4 protein-coding genes are annotated in these 3608 nt (G+C 67.8%); all 4 read left to right on the forward strand.

Annotated elements, in window-relative coordinates:
• Positions 1–1145 (forward strand): putative porin (locus E4L96_RS13585; RefSeq protein ID WP_135207765.1); only part of this gene is annotated, 1145 nt, incomplete at its 5' end.
• A 10-nt stretch (positions 1146–1155) separates the two neighbouring features.
• Positions 1156–2064 carry a metal ABC transporter substrate-binding protein gene (locus E4L96_RS13590; RefSeq protein WP_181017616.1) on the forward strand — a complete coding sequence of 303 codons (909 nt, stop codon included), beginning with the start codon at positions 1156–1158 and terminating at the stop codon, positions 2062–2064.
• Complete coding sequence (locus E4L96_RS13595) at positions 2064–2822, forward strand: metal ABC transporter permease (protein WP_135207766.1); 759 nt, start codon at positions 2064–2066, stop codon at positions 2820–2822. The genes E4L96_RS13590 and E4L96_RS13595 overlap by 1 nt, the downstream gene beginning before the upstream one ends.
• 115 nt (positions 2823–2937) lie before the next feature.
• Positions 2938–3608: tetratricopeptide repeat protein (locus E4L96_RS13600; RefSeq protein ID WP_135207767.1), on the forward strand; the 671-nt coding region annotated here is incomplete at its 3' end.

Consider the following 3608-nt stretch of genomic DNA (forward strand, 5'->3'; position numbering starts at 1 on the left):
CGGCAGCGCCGCCCCCGCTGGCGGGCGCCCCCGGCGCGGCCGCCGCGAATGTGTTCAACCCCGCCATGTCGCTGGTCCTCGGCGGCACCTACGCCAGCCTGCAGCGTGACCCGTCCACCTGGCGCCTCGGCGGTTTCCTCCCGCCGGGCGGCGAGGTCGGCCCGGGCAGCCGCAGCTTCAGCCTCGGCGAATCCGAGCTGACGCTGTCCGCCAATATCGACCCGCTGTTCTCCGGCCAGCTGACCTTCTCGCTGAGCCCGGAAAACGAAGTCTCGGTGGAGGAAGCCTTCGTCCGCACCCGCGCCTTCGGCAACGGCCTCAACCTCCAGGCCGGCCGCTTCCTCTCCGGTATCGGCTACCTGAACGGCCAGCACACGCACGCCTGGGACTTCGTCGACGCCCCGCTGGCCTACCAGGCCTTCCTCGCTGGACAGTACAAGCCGGACGGCCTGCGCGCCACCTGGCTCGCACCGACCGACATGTTCGTGGAACTGGGCGCCGAAGTGGGGAATGGCAGCAGCTTCCCCGGTACCGACCGCAACAAGAACGGCACCAACGCCACCGCCATCTACGCTCACGTCGGCGACGATGTCGGCACCAGCGGCAGTTGGCGCGCGGGATTGTCTTACTTGCGCACCCGCGCGGGCAACCGCGAGTTCGACGAGGATGGCATGACGGGCGCCTTCGCCGGCCGCTCCCAGCTCTGGATTGCCGACGCCATCTACAAATGGGCTCCCAACGGCAATTCCACCCAGACCAACCTGAAGCTGCAAGGCGAATACTTCCGCCGCAAGGAAGATGGCAGCCTCGGCCTGGGCGAAGAGCAGGGCGCGTACGCGAGCCGCCAGTCCGGCTGGTACGTGCAGGGCGTGTACCAGTTCATGCCCGCCTGGCGCGTCGGCCTGCGTTATGACCGGCTCGACTCCGGCAGCGTCTCGCTCGGCGGGCTGGCCCCGGCATTGTTCCCGACGCTGGCCGCGTACAAGCCGAAGCGCTCCACTGTCATGCTCGACTGGAGCCCGTCCGAGTTCTCGCGCCTGCGCCTGCAGTTCGCGCAGGACAAGGCGCGCCGCGGCGAGTCCGACAACCAGATCTATCTGCAATACGTCATGAGCCTGGGCACGCACGCGGCCCACGCATTCTAAGGAGGGGAAGATGAACAAGAATATGTTTGCTGGCGTGCTGCTCGCCGCCACCGCGCTGCTGTCATCCGCCGCGCACGCGGCCGTCAATGTGCTGGCTTGCGAGCCGGAATGGGAAGCGCTCACCCAGGAACTGGGCGGGGACAAGGTCCAGACCTCCAGCGCCACCAATGCGCTGCAGGACCCGCACCGCGTCGAAGCCCGCCCGGGACTGATCGCCCGCACCCGCAACGCGGACCTGCTGGTGTGCACCGGCCTGGAGCTGGAAATCGGCTGGCTGCCGGTGCTGATCCAGCAGTCCGGCAACGGCAAGATCGCCACCGGCCAGCCGGGCCACTTCGAGGCCGGCGCCTTCGTACCGCGCATCGACGTGCCGGCCAGCGTGGACCGCAGCCAGGGCGACGTGCATGCCCTCGGCAACCCGCACATCCAGATGAACCCGCATAACATCGCGCTGGTCGCCACCGCCCTGGCCAAGCGCCTGGGCGAGGTTGACCCCGGCAACTCCGCCTACTACCAGGGCCGCCTGAAAGACTTCCAGGCGCGCTGGAATGCCGCCATGCTCAAGTGGGAAAAGCAGGCCGCCGGACTGCGTGGCGTGGCCGTGGTCGAGCACCACAAGAACATGGAATACCTGATGAACTGGCTGGGCATGCACCAGGTCGGCACGCTGGAGCCCAAGCCGGGTGTGGAACCGAGCGCGGCGCATCTCGGCGGGCTGCTGAACCAGCTCCAGCGCACCCCCGCCAAGATGGTCCTGCGCGCCGCCTACCAGGATGCGCGCGCCTCGCAGTGGCTGTCCGAGCGCGCGAAGATCCCGGCGGTGCTGGTTCCCTTCACCGTGGGGGCGGATGAGCAATCGAAAAATCTGTTCGCTCTGTTCGATACGACTGTTCAACGCCTGGTCGAGGCCAACAAATAATGAGCGGCTTTGATTTCATGATCGTGGTGCCGGCCTTCCTGGCCGGCCTGCTGGTGCTGGCCACCCACATCCCGCTCGGCGCCCAGGTGCTCAAGCGCGGCATCGTCTTCATCGACCTGGCCATCGCCCAGATCGCCGCGCTGGGCGTGATCATCGCCGGCGTCGGGGAGCTGGATCCGCACGGCTGGGCGGTGCAGGGCGCGGCTGCCGTGGCCGCCGGTCTCGGCGCGCTGCTGCTGACCTGGACCGAGAAACGCTGGCCCGAGGTGCAGGAGGCGCAGATCGGTGTCATGTTCATCCTGGCCGCGACCGCCGGGCTGCTGCTGGTCGCCCACAACCCGCACGGCGGCGAGCACCTGCAGGACCTGCTGGCCGGGCAGATCCTCTGGGTCAGCTACGACCAGCTGCTGCTGCCCGCCATTGGCGCGGCCGTGATCCTGGCGGTGCTGTGGATCTTCCGCGGCCGCCTCTCGCGGCTCGGCTTCTACCTGGTGTTTGCGCTGGCGGTGACGATGTCGGTCCAGCTGGTCGGCGTCTACCTCGTGTTCGCCAGCCTGATCGTGCCTGGCCTGGCGGTGCGCCACTACGGCGACCGCCTGCGCCTGCCGCTGGCCTACCTGACCGGCGTGGGCGGCTACGCGGCCGGGCTGGTGCTGTCCACCATCTACGATCTGCCGTCCGGCGCCCTGATCGTGTGGTGCGTGACCCTGCTGGCGATCGCCGTGTACGCTGCCGGGCCGAAACGGAACAAGTTCTGAAATCGCTTTGAACGAGATTTGCGAACGCGCGCTTGTGCGTTCGCAAATTCCGGCGAAGTATTGCTGTTAAAATTTTAGCAATACTTGTGTTCGCTTGACCTCGCCGGAGAATCGCATGAGCCGCCCGAATAGCACGCGAGAGCATTATCAAACTTATGTCTGGTTTCTCGAGGCGGCGGAAAAGGGCAACCCCTACGCCCAGTTCAACCTGGGGCTGCTCTACAAGAAAGGCGAATGCGTCGAGCGCGATTACGGCTCCGCCTTCAAATGGCTGCGCGAAGCCGCCCTCCAGGGCATCGCCTACGCCCAGAACCACCTCGGTTCCCTCTACTACAACGGCCGCGGCGTCGAACAGGATGACGCCGAAGCCGCCCACTGGTTCCGCAAGGCCGCCGAACAGGGCGACCCGTCCGCCCAGCAGAATCTGGGCCAGATGTTCCGCCGTGGCCGCGGCGTCGAGCAGAACGACGAACTGGCCTTCGCCTGGTTCTACCGCGCTGCCGAACAGGGCGTGCCCTCGGCCCAGGCCCTGCTCGGCGAATGCTACCTGCAGGGGCTCGGCGTGCCCGCCAACACCGCGCTGGCGCTGGCCTGGCTGCGCAAGGCCGCGGTGCAGGGCGAGCGCAGCGCCCAGCACAACCTCGGCCTGATGTACAAGTACGGCCAGGGCGTGGACGCCAGCGACGTGCTGGCCACCGGCTGGTTCCGCCACGCCGCCGAGCAGGGCAGCCCCTGCGCCCAGCGCATGATGGGCCTGGCCTACCTGGAAGGCGGCGGCGTGCGCGC

The organism is Zemynaea arenosa, assembly GCF_004614185.1.
GTDB classification, from domain to species: Bacteria; Pseudomonadota; Gammaproteobacteria; order Burkholderiales; family Burkholderiaceae_D; genus Telluria; species Telluria arenosa.